This window comes from Escherichia coli, assembly GCF_036503815.1.
In the GTDB taxonomy this organism is placed as follows: Bacteria; Pseudomonadota; Gammaproteobacteria; order Enterobacterales; family Enterobacteriaceae; genus Escherichia; species Escherichia coli_F.
Window position 1 is genome coordinate 4,892,947 of the sequence record NZ_AP027764.1, and the last position, 18,136, is coordinate 4,911,082.

Here is an 18,136-nt window from a genome sequence, read left to right on the forward strand (position 1 = left end):
GATCACCTGTATAACCAGTACGCGGTGCTTTCTACATTCGCACCACTTTGTATGTATCGTTTAAGCGCGGCGGTGTTGCCCATTTGGGTCGCCACCCGCAAAGTTGTTTTACCGCGAGCATACGCCCAGTTTAGCGCCGTTTGCATCAGCTCAGCACCTGCACCGCGTCCAGCCAGCAGGCCAATTCGTGCATCTGTCGCATTGAGTTCCCGTAAAGAGACATAGCCGCGAATATCGCCGGACGCCGCACGTAAAATCAGACATTGATGATCAAAGGTGCCGCGCACGGCATTTTCAATCCACTGCGCATAAAAGCGACCGCTGGCGTCAGGCGCATACCATGGCGCACGAAAACGGCTTTGCGCAAATGCGGCGCTGGCTAACTGACGTAATGCGGGAATATCTGTCTCTTGTGCCACTTCTGCGCCGCTATCACTGACATTGTTCACGGGTAGCGCCAAATCAACTTCACCTTCAACCAGGCAGAATCCCAGCTGTTGCAAGGCATCCAGCTCAACAGTATTTGATGCAGTAATTTTGGCCTGTACTCGTGACCACGGCGCTAAAGCGTCTGGCGTCAGGAGTGGCGCATCAGGAGTGAGATGCACGATAGCGCTGTTAACGCCAAAGAAGGCATTTTCCCAGGCTAGTGGTTCAATACTGGCGCGGACGGGCACGGAGTAACTCCAGCAGATATTGGCCGTAGCCAGTTTTCGCTAATGAACTGGCAGCACGCTTCACACCTTCGTCATCGAGCCAGCCGTTACGCCAGGCAATCTCTTCCAGGCAGGCAATCTTAAAGCCCTGGCGTTTTTCCACCGTCTGTACAAAGGTACTGGCTTCAATCAGGCTATCGTGTGTGCCGGTGTCCAGCCAGGCAAATCCGCGCCCGAGCAGTTCAACGGTCAGGTTGCCTGCCTCGAGGTACATCTGGTTGATGGAGGTAATCTCCAGTTCACCACGCTCCGACGGCTTCACCTGCTTTGCGTACTCCACAACTTTACTGTCGTAGAAATAAAGCCCGGTCACCGCCCAGTTTGATTTTGGCTGTTTTGGCTTTTCTTCCAGAGAGATAGCGCGGAAATTGTCGTCAAACTCCACGACGCCAAAGCGTTCTGGATCCATTACCTGATAGCCAAATACCGTCGCCCCTTGCGTGCGCGCCGCAACATGACGCAGCTTCGGACTGAAGCCCTGGCCGAAGAAGATGTTATCGCCCAGCACCAGACAAGATGGTTCACCATTAAGGAAGGTTTCACCGATGATAAATGCCTGCGCAAGACCGTCCGGGCTGGGCTGTTCGGCATATTCCAGCTGGATACCGAACTCACTACCATCACCCAGCAGGCGCTGGAAATAACCTTTATCTTCCGGCGTGGTGATGATGAGAATTTCGCGGATACCGGCCAGCATCAGCACCGACAGCGGATAGTAAATCATTGGCTTATCGTAAATCGGCAATAGTTGCTTCGATACGCCACGCGTAATCGGATGCAATCGGGTGCCGGAACCGCCCGCCAGGATAATACCTTTCATGTTTGCCTCCGCTGAGAATTAGCCGTTCAGACCTAAACGCTCACCCTGATAGCTGCCGTCCTGCACCTGCTTCCACCAGCTTTCATTAGCCAGATACCACTGCACTGTTTTACGCATTCCACTTTCAAAGGTTTCCTGCGGCAGCCAGCCAAGTTCACGGGCAATTTTCGAAGCATCAATGGCATAGCGTAGGTCATGCCCCGGACGGTCAGCGACAAAGGTAATCAGATCGCGATAGTGCGCCACACCGTGCGGTTTATTCGGGGCCAGTTCTTCCAGCAGCTCGCAAATGGTTTCCACAACCTCGAGATTCTTACGCTCGTTGTGACCACCAATATTATAGGTTTCACCGACTTTCCCGGTGGTCACCACGCAATACAGCGCACGGGCATGATCTTCAACATATAACCAGTCACGGATTTGCTGCCCGTTGCCATATACCGGCAGCGGTTTACCCGCCAGCGCGTTGAGGATCATCAGCGGGATCAGTTTTTCCGGAAAGTGGTAAGGACCGTAGTTATTAGAGCAGTTGGTGATTAACGTCGGCAGGCCGTAGGTCCGCAGCCAGGCGCGCACCAGATGGTCGCTGCTTGCTTTTGAAGCAGAATAAGGGCTGCTCGGCGCATACGGCGTGGTTTCGGTGAAGAAATCATCTGTGGAATGCAGGTCACCGTATACTTCATCGGTGGAGATATGATGAAAACGGAACGCCGATTTTTTGTCTTCTGCCAGCGCATTCCAGTAAGCCCGAGCCGCTTCAAGCAGTGTATAAGTCCCGACAATGTTGGTTTCGATAAACGCTGCCGGGCCGTCAATAGAACGGTCAACATGGCTTTCAGCTGCCAGATGCATGACGCAGTCTGGCTGATGTTCTGTGAAAACGCGCGCCAACTCTGCCCGATCGCAGATATCAACTTTCTCAAAGGCAAAGCGATCGCTTTGCGCGACTGGTGCCAACGACATCAGGTTTCCGGCGTAGGTCAGCTTATCGACCACCACCACCGCATCGTTCGTCTCGTTGATGATATAACGCACCAGCGCCGAGCCAATAAACCCGGCACCGCCTGTTATCAGAATCTTTCTCATTAGCGCCAGACTCCTTTGGCATCGACGACATACTGCTGATGGACGTTGTCGCCATTGATAACTTTGAACTGACTATGATCGACCAGCATCACCAGCACATCTGCCGTTGCCAGCGCCTCGTCAAGCTGCGCCAGAGTACAAAGCCCGGTCAGTTTGTTCGGCAACTGGTGAATGTTAGGCTCAACAACCAGCGTTTCGCCGCTGTGCCACTGGGCGATCAATTCAGCGATTTCCATCGCCGGACTTTCGCGCAGGTCATCAATATTCGGTTTAAACGCCAGACCAAAACAGGCAATTTTCAGCTCACTGGCGCGTTTATCGGTAGCGGCCAGGCAGTCGGCAACCGCCGCTTTGACCTGATCAATCACCCAGAACGGTTTGTGATCGTTCACTTCACGCGCGGTACGGATAAGCCGCGCCTGCTGCGGATTCTGTGCCACGATAAACCACGGATCAACAGCGATGCAGTGACCACCCACGCCAGGGCCAGGTTGAAGAATATTGACGCGAGGGTGACGATTCGCCAGGCGAATCAGTTCCCAGACGTTAATCCCCTGATCGGCGCAAATCAGCGACAATTCATTAGCAAAAGCGATATTCACATCGCGGAAGCTGTTTTCGGTGAGCTTACACATTTCCGCCGTCCGCGAGTTAGTGACGACACACTCACCTTCGAGGAAAATTTTGTACAGTTCGCTTGCGCGGGCCGAACAAACCGGCGTCATACCACCAATCACGCGATCATTTTTAATCAGCTCGACCATAACCTGGCCCGGTAACACGCGTTCCGGACAGTAAGCAATATTCACGTCCGCCTGCTCGCCCACCTGCTGTGGGAAAGTGAGATCTGGACGCATCTCTGCTAACCATTCTGCCATCTTCTCGGTTGAACCCACCGGCGAGGTGGATTCAAGGATCACCAGCGCGCCTTTTTTCAGCACTGGCGCAATGGAGCGAGCAGCCGATTCAACGTAAGCCATATCAGGCTCATGATCGCCTTTAAACGGCGTTGGTACAGCAATCAGCCAGGCATCCGCTTCAACCGGCGTCGTGCTCGCTCGTAAAAAACCGCCTTCTACGGCAGTTTTTACTACGCTCGCCAAATCAGGCTCGACGATATGGATTTCGCCACGATTGATGGTATCAACCGCGTGTTGGTTGATATCAACACCAATCACCTGTTTTTGCCGGGAGGCAAACGCTGCCGCCGTTGGCAGTCCAATGTAACCCAGTCCAATGACAGAAATGGTCGCAAAACTCATAGTGATATCCGATTATTTTTTAACGCTTCCAGAATGCGAGAGCATGCCTGACCATCACCATACGGGTTATGGGCGCGGCTCATGGTTTGATATTCGTTTTCGTCTTTTAAAAGACGCGTCACTTCCTCGACGATTCGCTGCTTATCCGTGCCGACCAGACGCACCGTACCTGCCGTCACCGCTTCCGGACGCTCGGTGGTATCGCGCATCACCAGCACCGGTTTCCCCAGCGAAGGCGCTTCCTCCTGAATGCCGCCTGAATCGGTCAAAATCAGCCAGGCGTGGTTCATCAGCCAGACAAACGGTAAATACTCCTGGGGATCGATCAGAATGACATTTTTCACGTGCCCCAGAATGCGATTGACCGGCTCTCTGACGTTCGGGTTGAGATGCACCGGATAGACAATCTGAATGTCCTGGTGAGTGGTGGCGATGTCTGCCAGCGCATGGCAGATTTCTTCAAAGCCACGACCAAAACTCTCACGTCTGTGACCGGTCACCAGAATCATCTTTTTATCGGGGTCGATAAACGGGTAATTTGCCGCCAGCTCTGAACGCAGCGTGTCGCTGCTCATCACCTGGTCACGCACCCATAACAGTGCATCAATGACTGTATTACCGGTAATGAAGATTCGGCTGTCAGCAACGTTTTCACGCAGCAAGTTTTGCCGGGAAGTTTCGGTTGGAGAGAAGTGATACATCGCCAGATGCCCGGTCAATGTACGATTTGCCTCTTCCGGCCACGGCGAATAGAGATCGCCCGTGCGCAGACCAGCCTCAACGTGACCAACAGGAATACGCTGATAAAACGCCGCCAGACTGGTTGCCAGCGTCGTCGTCGTATCGCCGTGAACCAGCACGACGTCTGGTTTGAACTCGGCAAGAATAGGTTTTAGCCCTTCCAGAATCCGACAGGTTATCTCTGTCAGACCCTGTCCTGGCTGCATTATGTTGAGATCGTAGTCAGGTACAATGGAAAAGAGTTTCAGCACCTGATCGAGCATCTCCCGATGCTGCGCAGTGACGCAAACTTTAGCCTCAAAAAAAGGATCTTTTGCCAACGCATGCACCAACGGCGCCATCTTGATGGCTTCCGGGCGCGTACCAAATACAGTCAGTACTTTCACATCGATTCTCTTCGAATAAGCGGCGAGCGCCTTTGCGCTCACCGCAGCAGTGTTGCTATTTCGAGCAACGGCGGGTTAATGCGACACCAGCCCCGATCAGCCCCCCGACAATGCCCCACATAATCATCAGGAAGGCACGACGTGGGCTATCGCGTTTTACCGGTTCTTCCGGCGTACGCAAATAGCGATAGGTCTGAAAACGCGGATCCAGGGTTGGACCAACATTCAGGGTGTTTAACATGGCCCGATTCTGATCATAGTCGAGATCAAAGGCCGGACCGACGGCCTGTAAATTTTCCAGTCGCGCCTGGAGCATTGGACGCCCAAGCAGGAACATTTCTGAATCAGGTAGTTCCTCGGCAGGTACATCTGTCGCACTGCGCGAAATATTATGCTGCTCAGCAATTTTCAGCGCCTGTTCAATGCTGTTCATCCGGCGGTCGTAGATGGCTTTCGCCACTTCTTCCTGACGCTTCACCTGAGCTTTCATCTGGATGGTACGCGCCGCCCATGCGCCTTTCAGCTCATCATTCAGATGGCTGGCTGCTCGTTGGCTGGCAAACGCAACATACTGACGTAACAGGTTATTAGCGTCAGGCGCGGTTTCGGCAATCAGCTTAACGCTATCATTGACCGCACGCGTGAAGTCACCGGGAATAAACACGATGTTGTTAATCATTTCATCCAGCAACGCCGCATCGGCTTTGCTGTTCCCGACCATCCGCTGTTTGTAATAGTCTGTCTGCAACCAGAAATCGCGGCGGGTATCCCACGAGGCCAGTTGCATAACAAACTCTTTATAGGCTTCATCCATGACCGATGGTTGGTCGGCAGAAGCCATGTTCGAACGGACGTCCAGGTTACGCAAAAATTGCTGCTGCGAGTAGTATCCTCCCAGCATATTCACTGTTGGACGATCGGTAATCGCCGTCGAGCTCCACTCCTGACGAGCAAAAAAAGTATACGCCAGCGCGATTAACGCAAACGCCAGCCCCATGCCAATAATCCACAGCTTCCCAGCCCACAAGGTACGAAACAACCCACGAATATCCAGTTCATTTTCAGCGTCTTCGGCCGGTTTCCCAGGCATTGGTTGTGTCATCACATCCTCATTTATTTGGTTAAATTGGGGCTGCCACCACGATTTCTACGCAGTCTGCGTTTTACGCGCTTAATAAAGCGAGCAACTTTCCAGGCACGCTTAATGCAATATCCATAGAGGAAGAATGCTAGCAAAAAGAGCACCAGCATGACCCACTCCGGGACAAAATGAGAATATTCTGCCAGCACGCCAATGGAAGCGAGCAGTGCCGCGGCAAGGGTAATCAGCACAAACGCCTGGCGGGAAGTAAACCCGGCACGCATGATCAAATGGTGAATATGCTGACGGTCAGGAGAGAATGGGCTCATGCCTTTACGCAGGCGACGGTACATAATCGCCACCATATCCATTAGCGGAATGGCGATGATCCACAAAGCGGTAACCGGGCTGATGGGATGGGTTTTGCCCTGGGTCGTTTCGAGCAGGATCCAGATAACGGTAAAACCAATCAGCGTACTGCCCGCATCACCCATAAAGACTTTGTAGCGGCGACCCAGGATACCAAGGTTGAGCATGATATAGGGCAGGATGGCGGCGATCATCGCAAAGCACCAGATAGCGAGGCTGGTTTGCCCGTCGAACCACAAAATCATACCGATTGCTGCAAACGAGACGCAGGACAACCCGCCCAGCAAGCCATCAATGCCATCAACCATGTTGAAAGCATTAATTGCCGCCCAGACGGCAAATAGCGTCAGGAAGTAGCCAAACGGTCCGAGCACCATCTCCCAGGAGCCAAAGATATAACCCAGGCTACTGAGATAAAGTTTGCCGAACACCATCATAACAATGCCAACAGCGGCCTGTATGGTGGCACGGATTTTTACGCTGATATCAAAACGGTCATCCAGCGCACCGATGAACACCAGTACACCAGCACAAGCGAGATAGAGAGATGCATGCGGAATATAGTAATCGTCAATTCCGAACGTGAAGCAAATCCCTGCGTAAACCGAAATACCCCCAACGAGTGGTATCAACCCCTGGTGACGTTTGCGGAAGTTTGGTTTATCCACTAAACCGACTTTTTTTGCCACCTTTCGGGCAAAAAACAGAAACAGTGTCGTGAATAAAAAAATACTGATGAGATCAGTACTCACTGTCAGTAAATTCACAATGCATGCTCTCAGAGAAAATTATTAGCAGAAGTATAACCACGAAGACCTTTATTCAGAAGGGAAAGTCTGTTCCGAACCCACCAGTCCTGTGCAAAAATTAATCATTCGATATGCAAATTGCATAACACACGAGCAAAACCCAGGAATTTTCCTAACATTGCCAGTGCGGCAATAAGATTACAGATATAAAAGCAAAACGCCACGTAAACACGTGGCGTTTTTGGCATAAGACAAATTTATGAGCGCTTCATCATTTCGAAGAAATCGTCATTGGTCTTGGTCATCGCCAGTTTATTAATGAGGAACTCCATGGCATCGATTTCGCCCATCGGGTGAATGATTTTGCGCAGGATCCACATTTTCTGCAACTCTTCCTGAGTAGTGAGCAGCTCTTCTTTACGGGTACCGGAACGGTTGTAGTCGATTGCCGGGAAGACGCGTTTTTCAGCGATCTTACGAGAGAGGTGCAGTTCCATGTTGCCTGTACCTTTAAACTCTTCGTAGATAACTTCGTCCATCTTGGAACCGGTATCGATAAGCGCGGTAGCGATGATGGTCAGGCTGCCGCCCTCTTCCACGTTACGCGCCGCACCGAAGAAGCGTTTCGGGCGATGCAGGGCGTTGGCATCCACACCACCGGTCAGTACTTTACCTGACGCCGGAACAACGGTGTTGTAAGCACGCGCCAAACGAGTGATGGAGTCGAGCAGAATGATAACGTCTTTCTTGTGCTCAACCAGGCGTTTCGCCTTCTCGATCACCATTTCCGCAACCTGAACGTGGCGAGATGCGGGTTCGTCAAAGGTAGAAGCAACAACTTCACCTTTTACCAGACGCTGCATCTCGGTGACTTCTTCCGGACGTTCGTCAATCAGCAGAACCATCAGCACACAATCCGGGTGGTTGTAAGCAATGCTCTGGGCAATGTTCTGCAGCAGCATGGTTTTACCGGCTTTCGGCGGTGCCACAATCAGACCACGCTGACCACGACCGATAGGTGATGCCAGATCCAGTACGCGAGCAGTTAAATCTTCAGTAGAACCGTTACCACGTTCCATACGCAGACGAGAGTTAGCGTGCAGCGGGGTTAAGTTCTCAAAGAGGATTTTGTTGCGGGCGTTTTCAGGTTTGTCGAAGTTAACTTCGTTAACTTTCAGCAGCGCAAAATAGCGTTCACCTTCTTTCGGCGGGCGAATCTTACCAGAGATGGTATCACCAGTGCGGAGGTTGAAACGGCGGATTTGGCTAGGGGAAACGTAGATGTCATCAGGACCGGCGAGGTAGGAGCTGTCTGCGGAACGGAGGAAACCAAATCCATCCTGCAATATCTCCAGTACGCCATCACCAAAGATATCTTCGCCACTCTTTGCGTGCTGCTTCAGGATGGCAAAAATAATGTCCTGCTTACGCATACGAGCCAGGTTTTCCAGCCCCATATTTTCGCCGAGAGTGATCAGCTCAGAAACCGGCGTATTCTTTAATTCGGTAAGATTCATAATGGTGTGAGTTCTTAAACTTGGGGTAAATCTCGAACTTAATGTTGTGAATGGTATGGCAGGATCATCCATGCCTGTTTACGGTCATCATCTCATGTCTTTTCGCTGCCTGGTCACAGGAGAGTACGCAGAACTGAAACGACAAGACGGATTGAGTGACAAACCAGAAATCTGTTCACTTCGCATTAGATAAAACGGGAAGCGTTGGATATTACAAGATTCAAACTTAATAAGGTAAGTTTAATACGAAGTCAACATTAACTTAGCATGGCTCACGCCGGGCGTCCAGTTTTTAGCGACGGGGCACCCGAACATGAAATTCCCTTACGCCAGGTTAGCGTCAAGGAACTCTTTCAACTGACCTTTAGACAGTGCGCCCACTTTGGTTGCCGCCACTTCACCGTTTTTGAACAGCAGCAGAGTCGGGATACCACGGATGCCATATTTCGGCGCAGTGCCAGGATTTTGATCGATGTTCAGTTTTGCAACGGTCAGTTTGCCCTGATATTCGTCAGCGATTTCATCCAGAATCGGGGCGATCATTTTGCACGGACCGCACCACTCTGCCCAGAAATCAACGAGGATCGCCCCGTCCGCTTTGAGTACATCCGTGTCAAAACTGTCGTCAGTCAGGTGAATAATTTTATCGCTCATATATAACTCCACAGGAATAAGCCTGGCGTGTTGGTTTCGTTGTTGGTGTAACATTAACCAACTAAAGGTTGACTTTATTTCACCGGATACGCTTTCGTAAAGCAATAGTAAGCTGATATTCTACCACACTATGAGCAAAACACATTTAACAGAACAGAAGTTTTCCGACTTCGCCCTGCATCCGAAGGTTGTAGAAGCCCTTGAAAAAAAAGGGTTTCATAACTGTACGCCCATTCAGGCACTGGCCCTTCCGCTGACGCTGGCGGGTCGTGACGTAGCCGGGCAGGCGCAAACCGGTACCGGGAAAACGATGGCGTTTCTTACGTCAACGTTTCATTATCTTCTCTCTCATCCCGCGATTGCCGATCGCAAGGTGAATCAGCCGCGTGCCTTAATTATGGCACCGACGCGTGAACTTGCCGTGCAGATCCACGCCGATGCGGAGCCACTGGCGCAAGCTACCGGCCTGAAGCTGGGTCTGGCTTACGGTGGTGATGGCTACGACAAACAGCTGAAAGTGCTGGAAAGCGGCGTTGACATACTGATTGGCACCACGGGTCGTTTAATTGACTACGCCAAGCAGAACCACATTAACCTCGGTGCCATTCAGGTGGTGGTACTGGACGAAGCCGATCGCATGTACGATCTGGGCTTTATTAAAGATATCCGCTGGCTGTTCCGCCGTATGCCGCCTGCAAACCAGCGCCTCAACATGCTGTTCTCCGCCACGCTTTCGTACCGGGTACGCGAACTGGCATTCGAGCAGATGAACAATGCCGAATATATTGAAGTGGAACCGGAACAGAAAACGGGCCACCGTATAAAAGAAGAGCTTTTCTACCCTTCTAACGAAGAAAAAATGCGTTTGCTGCAAACGCTGATTGAAGAAGAATGGCCAGACCGAGCGATTATTTTCGCCAACACCAAACATCGTTGTGAAGAGATCTGGGGCCACCTGGCGGCAGATGGTCATCGTGTCGGTTTGTTGACAGGCGATGTCGCGCAGAAAAAACGTCTGCGTATCCTTGATGAATTTACCCGTGGCGATCTGGATATTCTGGTTGCCACCGACGTTGCTGCGCGTGGTTTGCACATCCCTGCGGTGACGCACGTCTTTAACTACGATTTACCCGATGACTGTGAAGATTACGTTCACCGTATTGGTCGTACAGGTCGCGCAGGCGCAAGCGGTCACTCTATTAGCCTGGCGTGTGAAGAGTATGCATTGAATTTGCCTGCTATTGAGACCTATATTGGTCACTCAATTCCAGTAAGCAAATACAATCCGGACGCATTGATGACCGATCTGCCAAAACCGCTGCGCCTCACACGCCCGCGTACAGGTAATGGTCCGCGTCGTACTGGCGCTCCGCGTAATCGTCGTCGTTCAGGTTAAATAAAAAATGTCATACTCAAAATCATTCAAACTGTATCAAGATGGCAAGAGAGTTAATCCCAATGAACTTACTGTAGTAAGTGATTCGGATGAAAGAACGCAGCCAACGCAGAGACAGAATGAAGGATGAAGAGTATGGGTTCCACCTCGTCATTATATGCAGCCATTGATCTCGGTTCGAATAGTTTTCATATGCTGGTTGTGCGCGAGGTGGCTGGAAGCATCCAGACGCTGACGCGAATTAAACGCAAAGTGCGTCTGGCTGCTGGCCTGAACAGCGAAAATGCCCTGTCTAATGAAGCAATGGAGCGCGGTTGGCAATGTTTGCGCCTTTTTGCTGAACGTCTGCAAGATATCCCTCCCTCGCAAATTCGCGTTGTCGCCACGGCGACATTACGCCTTGCCGTCAATGCCGGTGATTTTATTGCCAAAGCGCAGGAAATCCTCGGTTGTCCGGTACAAGTGATCAGCGGTGAAGAAGAAGCTCGCCTGATTTATCAGGGTGTTGCTCACACCACTGGCGGTGCCGATCAGCGCCTGGTGGTGGATATCGGCGGCGCCAGTACTGAACTGGTAACCGGCACGGGCGCACAAACCACCTCGTTGTTCAGCCTGTCGATGGGCTGCGTCACCTGGCTGGAACGCTATTTTGCCGATCGTAATCTGGGGCAGGAAAATTTTGATGCCGCAGAAAAAGCGGCACGCGAAGTGTTACGTCCGGTTGCCGATGAATTGCGGTATCACGGCTGGAAAGTATGCGTTGGTGCTTCCGGCACTGTGCAGGCCTTACAAGAAATCATGATGGCACAGGGGATGGATGAACGGATTACCCTGGAAAAGTTGCAGCAACTGAAACAGCGCGCCATTCATTGTGGTCGACTGGAGGAACTGGAGATCGACGGGCTGACGCTGGAACGTGCGTTAGTGTTCCCGAGTGGTCTGGCGATCCTGATAGCCATTTTTACCGAACTGAATATTCAGTGTATGACCCTGGCTGGCGGTGCACTGCGTGAAGGCCTGGTCTACGGCATGTTGCATCTGGCCGTCGAGCAGGATATTCGCAGCCGTACGCTGCGTAATATTCAACGCCGCTTTATGATCGATATTGATCAGGCTCAGCGAGTAGCCAAAGTTGCGGCTAATTTCTTCGATCAGGTGGAAAACGAATGGCATCTTGAAGCGATTAGCCGTGATTTGCTCATCAGCGCCTGTCAGCTTCATGAAATCGGTCTGAGCGTTGATTTCAAACAAGCGCCGCAACATGCTGCTTATCTGGTGCGTAATCTGGATCTTCCCGGTTTTACGCCTGCACAGAAAAAATTACTGGCGACGCTACTACTCAACCAGACGAACCCAATAGATCTCTCCTCGTTGCATCAACAAAATGCCGTACCGCCACGCGTCGCAGAACAACTCTGCCGTTTACTACGCCTGGCCATCATTTTTGCCAGCCGTCGCCGTGACGATCTCGTGCCAGAGATGACATTAAAGGCCAACCATGAACTGTTGACCTTGACGCTTCCGCAAGGTTGGCTAACCCAACATCCGCTGGGTAAAGAGATTATTGATCAGGAAAGCCAGTGGCAAAGCTATGTTCACTGGCCGTTGGAAGTACATTAAAGAGTAATATGCCGGATGCGATGCTCGCGCATCTTACCCGGCCTTGATTATTTCCCTCGTTTTGCTGCCATCATCGCCTTCAGATTTGCCAGATGGTTTTGGCCTTTCTGCATTCGTTCTTCGGCGCTGACAACTTTGCGCTCCTGTTCCCATACCAAATCATCCTGCGGCAGCTCCAGCAGGAAGCGACTCGGCTCCGGGCGCACAAGTTCGCCGTACTGACGGCGTTCTTTACACAGCGTAAAGGTCAATTCCTTCTGAGCGCGGGTGATGCCAACATAGGCCAGCCGACGCTCCTCATCGATATTGTCTTCATCGATGCTGCTCTGGTGGGGCAAAAATCCTTCTTCCATACCGACCATGTAGACATAGGGAAACTCCAGCCCTTTTGACGCGTGCAGAGTCATCAGTTGTACCTGATCCAGCTCTTCCTCGCTCTCGCCGCGCTCCATCATGTCTCGCAGAGTAAAGCGCGTCACCACCTGAGTGAGCGTCATCGGCTCATCCAGTTCACTGCCTTCCAGCATCTCCGTCATCCAGCTAAACAGTTGGTTGACGTTCTTCATGCGCATTTCGGCAGCTTTCGGGCTGGGCGATGTTTCATACAGCCAGGATTCATAATCCATGCCGTGGATCAGATCGCGTACTGCGGCAATCGGTTCCCGCTCCGCCAGGCGCTGGATTTCCGCTAGCCAGTGAGTGAAGCGGGTCAATGCTTCATAACCACGTCCACTAAGCGTCTGACTCAGGCCCATATCAAAACTGGCGGTAAACATACTTTTATTGCGCGTCATCGCCCACTCGCCCAGCTTTTTCAGCGTCGCCGGGCCAATCTCTCGTTTCGGCGTGTTAACGATACGCAGGAACGCACTATCATCGTCCGGGTTAGTCAGCACGCGCAGATAAGCCAGCAAATCTTTGATTTCTGGGCGAGAGAAAAACGACGTGCCACCGGAAATTTTGTACGGGATGCGGTTTTGCATCAGGAATTTTTCAAACACCCGCGACTGATGGTTACCGCGATAAAGAATGGCGTAATCTTTGTACTGCGTTTTATTGACGAAGTGATGGGCGATCAGTTCACCGGTAACGCGCTCGGCCTCATGTTCCTCGTTATTCGCGCTTAAAACTTTTAGCTCTGTGCCGTAACCCAGTTCAGAAAAAAGACGCTTTTCAAAGACGTGCGGGTTATTGGCGATAAGGATGTTCGCCGCTTTCAGAATACGCCCGGAAGAGCGATAGTTCTGTTCGAGTTTAATCACCTTCAACGCAGGGAAATCCTGGCTCAACAGCACCAGGTTTTGCGGACGGGCACCGCGCCAGGAGTAGATCGACTGGTCATCATCGCCTACCACGGTAAAACGTGCGCGGCTGCCCACCAGCAGTTTCACCAGTTCATACTGGCTGGTGTTGGTGTCCTGATACTCATCCACCAGCAGGTAGCGAATTTTGTTCTGCCAGCGCTCGCGGACTTCTTCATTGCGTTGCAGCAGCAACGTCGGTAATAAAATCAGATCGTCGAAGTCGAGAACGTTGCACGCTTTCAGGTGTGAATCATACAGCCCATAACAATGGGCAAAAATACGGTCCCGCTCGCCCTTTGCTTCTGCCGCCGCCTGCGCCGGTGTTTTGAGATCGTTCTTCCAATTGGAGATGGTCGAAATCAGCTGTTGCAGAAGAACTTTGTCATCTTCAATCAGCCCCTCGGTCAGTTCTTTGAGCAACGCCAGTTGATCGGTATCGTCAAACAGTGAAAAGTTCGCTTTCATCCCAAGCGCCGCATACTCCCGTTTGATGATATCCAGCCCTAATGTATGGAAGGTGGAGATCATCAGCCCGCGCGCCTCTTTACGCCCCAGCGTCTGCCCGACACGCTCTTTCATCTCGCGCGCCGCCTTATTGGTAAAGGTCACCGCCGCGATATGCCGTGCCTGATAACCGCAACCGCGGATCAGATGGGCGATTTTATTGGTGATAACACGAGTTTTACCGGAACCCGCGCCCGCCAGCACCAGGCAGGGGCCGGTAACGAATTCGACAGCGTGTTGTTGGCCGGGGTTTAAACGCATAGGAGTATTGCTCAATCTTCGAACGGGGGGAGGATTGTAGCAGAATCGCATTTGAATGTGACCGAGTGAAAACCGCTAACCGGATGGCTGCGGATGTTTAAATCAGAGAGGGAAGGCCGAAACCGGAGTTCATCATGAATCCATTAGACTTAGAAAATATCGGGTCGTAACGTTGTGTTATTACTTTTTCAGAGTTTACTAAGGAGAGGTTTACTCGTGGCGATTAATTTCAGCCCCAAGGTTGGTGAAATACTGGAATGCAACTTTGGTAACTATCCCGTTAGCCAGAATGGACAGTTCAGCACGACGTATTACGATGGCCGCATTCCACCTGAGATGATAAAAAATAGGTTGGTTGTCGTGCTCAACGGAAAAATTAATGGCAACGCATGTATCGTCGTTCCATTATCAACCACTCGCGACCATGACAAGTTAAATCGTGGAATGCATGTTGAAATAGCCAGTAATGTTATCAATGACCTGCAATTCTTTGATCCGCAGATACGTTGGGCTAAAGCCGACCTGGTACAACAAGTCAGTCGAAACCGATTAAACAGAGCAAGGACTTATCGGGGGTATCTTAATCAATGTTTGCCACATGAGTTGGTTGCAGACATACAGAGGGCAGTCATCAAGTCAGTCAATGCCATATCGCTCATAAATTGACAATAAAATCACCATCCCCGATAATGACTCTGTAGCCCATAGAGGCCCTAAGTTTTCTCCCCTTGAGGGACCTGCGAAGCCCGGATTTTCCGGGCTTTTGCCATATATGTCCCCCCTCCCTGACTGACAATTTTTAATTCAAGGCACGATCATGGCAAAAACAGCAGCAGCACTGCATATCCTTGTAAAAGAAGAGAAACTGGCTCTGGATCTTCTCGAGCAGATTAAGAATGGTGCCGATTTCGGCAAGCTGGCGAAGAAACACTCTATTTGCCCGTCAGGCAAACGCGGCGGTGATTTAGGTGAATTCCGCCAGGGCCAGATGGTTCCGGCGTTCGATAAAGTGGTTTTCTCTTGTCCGGTACTGGAGCCAACCGGTCCGCTGCATACCCAGTTCGGGTATCACATCATTAAGGTGCTTTACCGTAACTAACAGCAAGGCCTTCTCCGGGAGAAGGCCTTGAACTCTGAATCGCACTTAACCCGCAACTGCAATACGTTTCATATCCGTCATATAGCCGCGCAGTTTCTTACCTACCTGCTCAATCGCATGGCTGCGAATCGCTTCGTTCACATCACGCAACTGCGCGTTATCTACCGCACCTTCCGGAATAGCTTTACCCAGGTCGCCCGGTTGCAGCTCTGCCATAAACGGTTTCAGCAACGGCACACAAGCGTAAGAGAACAGATAGTTACCGTACTCGGCGGTATCAGAGATAACCACATTCATTTCGTACAGACGCTTACGGGCGATGGTATTGGCAATCAGCGGCAGTTCGTGCAGTGATTCATAGTAAGCAGACTCTTCGATGATGCCGGAATCAACCATGGTTTCGAATGCCAGCTCAACGCCCGCTTTCACCATCGCGATCATCAGTACGCCTTTATCGAAGTACTCTTGCTCGCCGATTTTGCCTTCAAACTGCGGCGCAGTTTCGAACGCGGTTTTGCCGGTTTCTTCACGCCAGGTCAGCAGTTTCTTATCGTCGTTGGCCCAGTCCGCCATCATGCCGGAGGAGAATTCGCCAGAGATGATATCGTCCATATGTTTCTGGAACAGCGGTGCCATGATCTCTTTCAGTTGTTCAGAGAGCGCGTAAGCACGCAGTTTCGCCGGGTTAGAGAGACGGTCCATCATCAGGGTGATGCCGCCCTGCTTCAGGGCTTCGGTGATGGTTTCCCAACCGAACTGAATCAGTTTTTCTGCATATGCCGGGTCGGTGCCTTCTTCCACCAGCTTGTCGAAGCACAGCAGAGAGCCAGCCTGCAACATACCGCACAGAATGGTTTGCTCGCCCATCAGGTCAGATTTCACTTCCGCAACAAAGGACGATTCCAGCACGCCAGCACGGTGACCACCAGTTGCTGCCGCCCATGCTTTAGCGATCGCCATGCCTTCGCCTTTCGGATCGTTTTCCGGGTGAACGGCAATCAGCGTCGGTACGCCAAACCCACGTTTGTACTCTTCACGCACTTCAGTGCCAGGGCATTTCGGCGCAACCATTACTACGGTGATGTCTTTACGGATCTGCTCGCCCACTTCGACGATGTTGAAACCATGTGAGTAACCCAGCGCCGCGCCGTCTTTCATCAGTGGCTGTACGGTGCGCACCACGTCGGAGTGCTGTTTGTCTGGCGTCAGGTTAACCACCAGATCTGCCTGCGGGATCAGCTCTTCGTAAGTACCCACTTTAAAACCGTTTTCGGTCGCTTTACGCCAGGATGCGCGCTTCTCAGCGATAGCTTCTTTACGCAGGGCATAAGAGATATCCAGACCAGAATCACGCATGTTCAGGCCCTGGTTCAGACCCTGCGCACCACAACCGACGATGACCACTTTTTTACCCTGAAGGTAGCTCGCGCCATCGGCGAATTCGTCGCGGCCCATAAAGCGACATTTGCCCAGTTGCGCCAGTTGCTGGCGCAGATTCAGTGTATTGAAGTAGTTAGCCATGGTGATTCCTCGTGATGTTGTGCTTCTTATTGTTCGGTTCGCTGATGAGCGAGAATGTCACCACATTACAACAGGAAATTTATTGCGGAAATTGATATATTCACAACGTCATGTTGCAATTTCTGCAACGTCCTAACCGGGGGATCTACCAGTGGATTTACGCGACCTGAAAATGTTTCTACATCTGGCGGAAAGCCGCCATTTTGGCCGCAGCGCACGGGCGATGCACGTCAGTCCGTCCACGCTTTCGCGTCAGATTCAGCGCCTGGAAGACGATCTCGGTCAACCATTGTTTGTACGCGATAACCGTACGGTGACGCTGACGGAAGCGGGCGAAGAACTGCGCGTTTTCGCCCAGCAAACACTATTGCAGTATCAACAGTTGCGCCACACCATCGACCAGCAAGGGCCGTCGCTCTCTGGCGAATTACATATCTTCTGCTCGGTGACCGCCGCTTACAGCCATCTGCCGCCGATTCTTGACAGATTCCGCGCGGAACACCCGTCAGTGGAGATAAAACTCACTACTGGTGATGCGGCGGACGCGATGGAAAAAGTGGTCACTGGCGAAGCGGATCTGGCGATTGCCGGGAAGCCGGAGACGCTGCCCGGTGCGGTGGCATTTTCGATGCTGGAGAATCTGGCAGTAGTGCTGATCGCGCCTGCCCTACCGTGCCCGGTGCGTAATCAGGTTTCGGTAGAGAAACCGGACTGGTCGACGATTCCCTTCATCATGGCCGATCAGGGGCCGGTGCGCCGCCGCATTGAACTGTGGTTCCGACGCAATAAAATCAGTAACCCGATGATTTACGCCACGGTCGGCGGGCACGAAGCGATGGTTTCGATGGTGGCGCTCGGCTGCGGCGTGGCCTTGTTGCCAGAAGTGGTGCTGGAAAACAGCCCGGAACCGGTGCGTAACCGCGTGATGATTCTGGAGCGTAGCGATGAGAAAACGCCGTTTGAGCTGGGCGTTTGTGCACAAAAAAAGCGGCTGCATGAGCCGCTGATTGAGGCTTTCTGGAAGATTTTACCGAATTACTAAGGACAATT

Annotated in this window: 17 protein-coding genes; 5 read left to right on the forward strand and 12 right to left on the reverse strand. The window is 51.8% G+C overall.

The window, feature by feature from the left end:
• Nucleotides 1–2: 2 nt before the first annotated feature.
• The 10 genes from rffC to trxA form a co-directional block, all read right to left on the reverse strand.
• A complete protein-coding gene (gene rffC / locus AABJ99_RS23340) occupies nt 3–677 on the reverse strand; it encodes a dTDP-4-amino-4,6-dideoxy-D-galactose acyltransferase (RefSeq protein WP_032185549.1) in 675 nt (224 codons plus the stop codon).
• Nucleotides 655–1,536 carry a glucose-1-phosphate thymidylyltransferase RfbA gene (gene rfbA, locus AABJ99_RS23345; protein WP_000676063.1) on the reverse strand — a complete coding sequence of 294 codons (882 nt, stop codon included), beginning with the start codon at nt 1,534–1,536 and terminating at the stop codon, nt 655–657. The genes rffC and rfbA overlap by 23 nt, the downstream gene beginning before the upstream one ends.
• Before the next feature lie 18 nt (nt 1,537–1,554).
• Nucleotides 1,555–2,622 (reverse strand): dTDP-glucose 4,6-dehydratase, encoded by a 1,068-nt coding sequence (gene rffG / locus AABJ99_RS23350; protein ID WP_001226576.1) that lies wholly within the window; start codon nt 2,620–2,622, stop codon nt 1,555–1,557.
• The gene (wecC, locus tag AABJ99_RS23355; RefSeq protein ID WP_039020280.1) at nt 2,622–3,884 is read right to left on the reverse strand and encodes a UDP-N-acetyl-D-mannosamine dehydrogenase; all 1,263 of its coding nucleotides are present in this window, start codon (nt 3,882–3,884) and stop codon (nt 2,622–2,624) included. The genes rffG and wecC overlap by 1 nt, the downstream gene beginning before the upstream one ends.
• Nucleotides 3,881–5,011: a non-hydrolyzing UDP-N-acetylglucosamine 2-epimerase gene (wecB, locus tag AABJ99_RS23360; protein WP_000866672.1), complete on the reverse strand. Its 1,131-nt coding sequence runs from the start codon at nt 5,009–5,011 to the stop codon at nt 3,881–3,883. Before wecB ends, wecC begins: the two co-directional genes overlap by 4 nt.
• Before the next feature lie 55 nt (nt 5,012–5,066).
• Nucleotides 5,067–6,113, reverse strand: a complete 1,047-nt coding sequence (gene wzzE / locus AABJ99_RS23365) for an ECA polysaccharide chain length modulation protein (protein WP_001355381.1) — start codon at nt 6,111–6,113, stop codon at nt 5,067–5,069.
• Between the two features lie 11 nt (nt 6,114–6,124).
• Complete coding sequence (gene wecA / locus AABJ99_RS23370; protein ID WP_039020278.1) at nt 6,125–7,228, reverse strand: UDP-N-acetylglucosamine--undecaprenyl-phosphate N-acetylglucosaminephosphotransferase; 1,104 nt, start codon at nt 7,226–7,228, stop codon at nt 6,125–6,127.
• Nucleotides 7,229–7,467: 239 nt separating this feature from the next.
• On the reverse strand, nt 7,468–8,727 hold the full coding sequence (gene rho / locus AABJ99_RS23375; RefSeq protein WP_001054527.1) for a transcription termination factor Rho: 1,260 nt from the start codon (nt 8,725–8,727) through the stop codon (nt 7,468–7,470).
• A gap of 87 nt (nt 8,728–8,814) precedes the next feature.
• Nucleotides 8,815–8,913: a rho operon leader peptide RhoL gene (rhoL, locus tag AABJ99_RS23380; RefSeq protein WP_032243086.1), complete on the reverse strand. Its 99-nt coding sequence runs from the start codon at nt 8,911–8,913 to the stop codon at nt 8,815–8,817.
• Nucleotides 8,914–9,051: 138 nt separating this feature from the next.
• On the reverse strand, nt 9,052–9,381 hold the full coding sequence (gene trxA, locus AABJ99_RS23385) for a thioredoxin TrxA (RefSeq protein ID WP_001280776.1): 330 nt from the start codon (nt 9,379–9,381) through the stop codon (nt 9,052–9,054).
• A gap of 130 nt (nt 9,382–9,511) precedes the next feature.
• Here trxA and rhlB point away from each other — a divergent pair, with 130 nt between their 5' ends.
• Nucleotides 9,512–10,777: an ATP-dependent RNA helicase RhlB gene (gene rhlB / locus AABJ99_RS23390; protein ID WP_000047508.1), complete on the forward strand. Its 1,266-nt coding sequence runs from the start codon at nt 9,512–9,514 to the stop codon at nt 10,775–10,777.
• Nucleotides 10,778–10,912: 135 nt separating this feature from the next.
• Nucleotides 10,913–12,397, forward strand: a complete 1,485-nt coding sequence (gppA, locus tag AABJ99_RS23395) for a guanosine-5'-triphosphate,3'-diphosphate diphosphatase (protein ID WP_001355380.1) — start codon at nt 10,913–10,915, stop codon at nt 12,395–12,397.
• A gap of 47 nt (nt 12,398–12,444) precedes the next feature.
• On the opposite strand, the gene rep is transcribed toward gppA, so the two are convergent.
• Nucleotides 12,445–14,466: a DNA helicase Rep gene (gene rep / locus AABJ99_RS23400; RefSeq protein WP_039020277.1), complete on the reverse strand. Its 2,022-nt coding sequence runs from the start codon at nt 14,464–14,466 to the stop codon at nt 12,445–12,447.
• A 216-nt stretch (nt 14,467–14,682) separates the two neighbouring features.
• Here rep and AABJ99_RS23405 point away from each other — a divergent pair, with 216 nt between their 5' ends.
• Both AABJ99_RS23405 and ppiC read left to right on the forward strand, forming a co-directional pair.
• A complete protein-coding gene (locus AABJ99_RS23405) occupies nt 14,683–15,132 on the forward strand; it encodes a type II toxin-antitoxin system PemK/MazF family toxin (protein ID WP_039020276.1) in 450 nt (149 codons plus the stop codon).
• Between the two features lie 151 nt (nt 15,133–15,283).
• A complete protein-coding gene (ppiC, locus tag AABJ99_RS23410; RefSeq protein WP_001140251.1) occupies nt 15,284–15,565 on the forward strand; it encodes a peptidylprolyl isomerase PpiC in 282 nt (93 codons plus the stop codon).
• Between the two features lie 45 nt (nt 15,566–15,610).
• On the opposite strand, the gene ilvC is transcribed toward ppiC, so the two are convergent.
• Nucleotides 15,611–17,086, reverse strand: a complete 1,476-nt coding sequence (gene ilvC, locus AABJ99_RS23415) for a ketol-acid reductoisomerase (protein WP_000024950.1) — start codon at nt 17,084–17,086, stop codon at nt 15,611–15,613.
• A gap of 151 nt (nt 17,087–17,237) precedes the next feature.
• Between ilvC and ilvY the strand changes: the two genes are divergently transcribed.
• A complete protein-coding gene (gene ilvY / locus AABJ99_RS23420) occupies nt 17,238–18,128 on the forward strand; it encodes an HTH-type transcriptional activator IlvY (protein ID WP_039020275.1) in 891 nt (296 codons plus the stop codon).
• Nucleotides 18,129–18,136: the final 8 nt, after the last annotated feature.

Coding starts and splice junctions, on each gene's coding strand:
- rfbA (WP_000676063.1), bottom strand. CDS start 1,536: ATGAAAGGTATTATCCTGGCGGGCGGTTCCGGCACCCGATTGCATCCG.
- rffG (WP_001226576.1), bottom strand. CDS start 2,622: ATGAGAAAGATTCTGATAACAGGCGGTGCCGGGTTTATTGGCTCGGCG.
- wecC (WP_039020280.1), bottom strand. CDS start 3,884: ATGAGTTTTGCGACCATTTCTGTCATTGGACTGGGTTACATTGGACTG.
- wzzE (WP_001355381.1), bottom strand. CDS start 6,113: ATGACACAACCAATGCCTGGGAAACCGGCCGAAGACGCTGAAAATGAA.
- rho (WP_001054527.1), bottom strand. CDS start 8,727: ATGAATCTTACCGAATTAAAGAATACGCCGGTTTCTGAGCTGATCACT.
- rhoL (WP_032243086.1), bottom strand. CDS start 8,913: ATGCGAAGTGAACAGATTTCTGGTTTGTCACTCAATCCGTCTTGTCGT.
- trxA (WP_001280776.1), bottom strand. CDS start 9,381: ATGAGCGATAAAATTATTCACCTGACTGACGACAGTTTTGACACGGAT.
- rhlB (WP_000047508.1), top strand. CDS start 9,512: ATGAGCAAAACACATTTAACAGAACAGAAGTTTTCCGACTTCGCCCTG.
- gppA (WP_001355380.1), top strand. CDS start 10,913: ATGGGTTCCACCTCGTCATTATATGCAGCCATTGATCTCGGTTCGAAT.
- rep (WP_039020277.1), bottom strand. CDS start 14,466: ATGCGTTTAAACCCCGGCCAACAACACGCTGTCGAATTCGTTACCGGC.
- ppiC (WP_001140251.1), top strand. CDS start 15,284: ATGGCAAAAACAGCAGCAGCACTGCATATCCTTGTAAAAGAAGAGAAA.
- ilvC (WP_000024950.1), bottom strand. CDS start 17,086: ATGGCTAACTACTTCAATACACTGAATCTGCGCCAGCAACTGGCGCAA.